5 protein-coding genes and 1 pseudogene are annotated in these 3,626 nt (G+C 62.1%); all 6 read right to left on the reverse strand.

From position 1 onward, the window contains the following. A pseudogene (locus tag ACNFH5_RS30490) lies at positions 1-173 on the reverse strand (two-component sensor histidine kinase); the annotation flags it as partial. After that, positions 170-832, reverse strand: coding sequence for a response regulator (locus ACNFH5_RS30495; protein WP_416752663.1), 663 nt, complete (start codon positions 830-832; stop codon positions 170-172). The pseudogene ACNFH5_RS30490 and the gene ACNFH5_RS30495, both read right to left, overlap by 4 nt. A gap of 2 nt (positions 833-834) precedes the next feature. Next, entirely contained in the window at positions 835-1,476 is a 642-nt protein-coding gene (locus tag ACNFH5_RS30500) for a tetratricopeptide repeat protein (protein WP_416752665.1), read from the reverse strand. Then, positions 1,473-2,279 (reverse strand): SDR family oxidoreductase, encoded by an 807-nt coding sequence (locus ACNFH5_RS30505; RefSeq protein WP_416752667.1) that lies wholly within the window; start codon positions 2,277-2,279, stop codon positions 1,473-1,475. Before ACNFH5_RS30505 ends, ACNFH5_RS30500 begins: the two co-directional genes overlap by 4 nt. Then, positions 2,266-2,946: a TenA family transcriptional regulator gene (locus ACNFH5_RS30510; RefSeq protein ID WP_416752669.1), complete on the reverse strand. Its 681-nt coding sequence runs from the start codon at positions 2,944-2,946 to the stop codon at positions 2,266-2,268. Before ACNFH5_RS30510 ends, ACNFH5_RS30505 begins: the two co-directional genes overlap by 14 nt. Positions 2,947-2,954: 8 nt before the next feature. Further along, a partial coding sequence (locus ACNFH5_RS30515; protein ID WP_416752670.1) for an AMP-binding protein occupies positions 2,955-3,626 on the reverse strand: 672 nt, incomplete at its 5' end.

The following is a 3,626-nucleotide window of genomic DNA, read 5'->3' on the forward strand; positions in this document are numbered from 1 at the left end:
AGCGGCATGCTCATGACGCCTTGCAGGAGGCGCGCGTTCTGCGCCAGATGGGCGTCGTAGATCTCGTCGATCTCGTGGCTGCTGTCGTGATAGTTGTAGAGCGCAAGCAGGCTGGTACCGACCAGCAATAGCAGCATTACTCGCCAGAGCGTGCGTTGGCGCAACGAACTCATGCTTTGCCTTCCACCAGGTAGCCAATGCCGCGAACGGTGCGGATCAGATCGTTGAAGAGTTTCTTGCGCAGGTGATAGACATTCACGTCCAGCGTGTTGCTCTCGGGCTCTTCATCCCAGCCGTAAAGGAGCTGAGTGAGCCGTTCGCGGGTGAAGACCTTGCCGGGTTGGGACAGCAGTTCATGGAGCAACCGGTACTCTTTCGGGGTCAGCACGACTGGATGCCCCTGGTAGCTGACTTGCCGAGTGGCCGGGTCGAGTGTCACCCCGGCATGCTCGATCAGCACCTTGGCGCGACCGGCGCTGCGACGCAGTAGCGCACGCAGGCGAGCTTTCAGCTCGTTGAGGTCGAACGGTTTGACCAGGTAGTCGTCGGCGCCGGCATCGAGACCGGCGATGCGATCATCGGTCGCGTCACGGGCTGTCAGGATCAGCACGGGCACCGCATCGCCCCCAGCACGCAACCGGCGCAGCACCTCGATGCCATCCAGGCGCGGAAGTCCCAGATCCAGCACGACGAGATCGAATGTCTCCTGCTGCAAGGCGTGCAATGCACTCACCCCGTCCTGCAGCCAGTCGATGGTGTAACCCTCCTGGCGCAATCCGTTGCAGATACCTTCCCCTAGAGCGGGATCGTCTTCGACTACCAGCAACCGCATGCTCAGTCCTGCTTGTCCTTGATCGTCTTGAGTAAAGCATCGATTTCGCCGCGCCGGCCCTGGTCGGCCACCTCACGGCCGGGCCGTGGCTGTGCCTGCAGTGCTTTCTGCAAAGCCGCACGCGCTTCGACGTAATGCCCTTGGCGATAGAGATGGTCACCCCAGAAGTAATTGCTGTCGATGCCTTCCGGATTCAACTGCAGCGCCTTGCGCAGCAGCTCATCTGCCTTGTCCGAGTCACCGAATCCGATGGGCCAGCCAGGCACTCGGTCATACAGTGCGCCGAGGCTGGTGTAAGCCGACCCCTGCAGAGCGTTTGGATCGAGAGCCAGGGCCTTCTCCAGGCTTGCTCGGGCAGCCTTGACCTTACCAAGCGCACCAAGCCCGCCCGTGGCACCGGCCCAACTGCTAGTCACGATTCCATTCCAGATCCAAGCTTCCGCAGCCTGGGGCTGCTCGCGGGTAAAGGTCTCCGCGTCGCCCGCCAGCTTTTCGAAAGCGGCTGCGCGTTGCGCCTCAGGCATCTGGTACTGGATTTGCGCCCAACGTTGCTGGATCGCGCTGAGGTGCTGGCTGCCAGTCTGATCGAGCGCCCAGGTCAGTGGGGAGAAGGCAATGAGGCTGGCGAGTATCAGGCGTTTCATTTGCTGTGCTCCTTGGCGTTGGCATAGCTGTAACGGCGGATCAGTGGGAGCTGCTTGCGCAACGCGCGGTCAACCACGCCGGGCAGCATGCCGTTGAGGCGCACGAAGAGTTTTTCAGGCCATCCCAGGTACAGCTCGTTGCGTTGATGTTGCACCGCATCAAGTACTGCCCGCGCGACATCGACCGGATCATCCATCCCTACTTTCAGCGCTTGGTTGAGCGCGGTGGCGGCTGAAGTGTTCATCGATGTTCGGGTGGCACGTGGCGCCGCGTAGAGTACGTCGACCGTGGTATCGGCCAATTCGCGTCGAAGCGCCTCGGAGAATCCGCGCAAGGCGAACTTACTGGCGCTATAGGTCGCGTAGCCGGGATAGCCGATGGAGCCGTAGATGGAGCCGACGTTGACCACCAACGCATGAGGCTGCTCGCGCAACAATGGCAGCAGCAGGCGGGTCAGCTGCAGGGGGGCCTTGATGTTGAGATCCAGCAGGTCGTCCAGCGTGTCTTCGTCGATCTGCTCAAGCAGGGCGAAGCGGTTCACGCCTGCGGCGTTGATCAGCACGTTCACGCCGCCCATGGCCCAGGCAGCGGTGGCTACCTCCTGCCGGCCATTCTTGGTACGAAGATCAGCAGAGTGCCAGCGCAACTGATGGGGATAACGGTTCATGAGCACCGCCAGACCGCCAAGGTGCCGGCTGATGGCCAGTACTCGGGCGCCACCAGCACACAGCTGGCTGGCCAGTTCCAGGCCAATGCCGCCGCTGGCACCGGTCAATACCACCACCGACTCACGCAAGCGCATGCTGCACCTCTGGCTGGTGGGCTCGCGGTAGGCCCCGGAACATCTCGGTGTACAGCTGGTAGACGACCTTGGCGGAATGAATCACCGCTTCTTGATCTTCCGGACGATCCAGGCGGTTCATCAGCTCGCGATAGGTTGCCATGTGATCCTGGTCGAGCGCGCCGTGGGAGCTCAGGTAGCTGAATGCCGTCGGCGGCAGGCCAAGTCCTTGCTGGATGCTGCCGGCGGCCTGGGTAGCCAGGGCGATACTGGTACCTTCGAGGACGTTGACCATGCCGAACAGGCCGACGGGATTGTCGCGGGCAATCAAGTCATAGAGGAAGGCCACCATCAGCTCGATCGACAGGCTGGGGCGGCTGCTACGCACCTGCTCCGCGTCGCCACCGCAGGCTGCAATGTCATTGAGAATCCACTGCTCGTGGCCGTACTCCTCCTCGATGTATTCGCAGACTGCACCGCGCAACCATTCAAGCCGGCTGGGCAGACGAGCGCCGCACGCCATCATCAGCGGCACGGTATGACGAACGTGGTGGTAGGCCTGGGTGAGGAAGGCGATGTAGCCCTCCAGGCTGACAACGCCGCCCAAGGCATCGCGAATGACGGGAACGCTGAAAAGTGCCTGGCGCTCCTGGGTGGTGGCCGATTGGAGAGTGTCGAAGAAGTTCATGGCAGACCTCAGGATTGCGATAGTTCAGTGATGAGTGGCTGGTGGCGACGGAGGATTTCCTCGCGGCGCGGCCGGCCATTACTGGTAAGGGTTCCGTCAGCACCGCTAAAGGGACTGGGTAGGCGTCTCCAGGCATAAACCCGTGCGTAATCGGGTAAGCCGGCGTTGCATTGCTGCACGGCCTGCTCGATGACTTCGTCGCTGATGCTTGGGTCGATGGGCCAGAGCAATGCGAAGTTGCGCGGCAGCCCCTCGCCGTGGACGAAGGCCTGGAGGATTGCGCCTGTCTGGGAAAGCTCGGCCTCGATCCACTCGGGATTCACGTTGCGACCAAAGCTGGTGATGAACTGGTTCTTTTTGCGGCCCGCCAGATAGAGGAAGCCAGCGGCGTCGAAATGGCCCAGATCGCCGGTTGGCCACCAATCCTCGTTGAAAGAAGGCTCACCCAGGTAGCCCAGCAAGGTCGAACCGCGAACCAGCACTTCCCCGTCATCAGCGATACGCACCTGGACGTGCGGTAGAGGACGCCCCACGCTGCCTGGATGCTGATCGCCTGGGCGGTTCAGGCAAACCACGGAGGCGCATTCGGAGAGCCCGTAGCCTTCGAAGACCGGAAGCCCCACTGCTTCGGCGCGCTCCAGCAAGCTGCTCGCGACTTTGGCACCACCTACTGCGACGAA

It is taken from the genome of Pseudomonas sp. NY15435 (assembly GCF_048068295.1).
In the GTDB taxonomy this organism is placed as follows: domain Bacteria; phylum Pseudomonadota; class Gammaproteobacteria; order Pseudomonadales; family Pseudomonadaceae; genus Pseudomonas.

Bases quoted from the DNA above. Each gene is read 5' to 3' on its own strand.
- ACNFH5_RS30495 (WP_416752663.1), bottom strand. From the start codon at position 832: ATGCGGTTGCTGGTAGTCGAAGACGATCCCGCTCTAGGGGAAGGTATC.
- ACNFH5_RS30500 (WP_416752665.1), bottom strand. From the start codon at position 1,476: ATGAAACGCCTGATACTCGCCAGCCTCATTGCCTTCTCCCCACTGACC.
- ACNFH5_RS30505 (WP_416752667.1), bottom strand. From the start codon at position 2,279: ATGCGCTTGCGTGAGTCGGTGGTGGTATTGACCGGTGCCAGCGGCGGC.
- ACNFH5_RS30510 (WP_416752669.1), bottom strand. From the start codon at position 2,946: ATGAACTTCTTCGACACTCTCCAATCGGCCACCACCCAGGAGCGCCAG.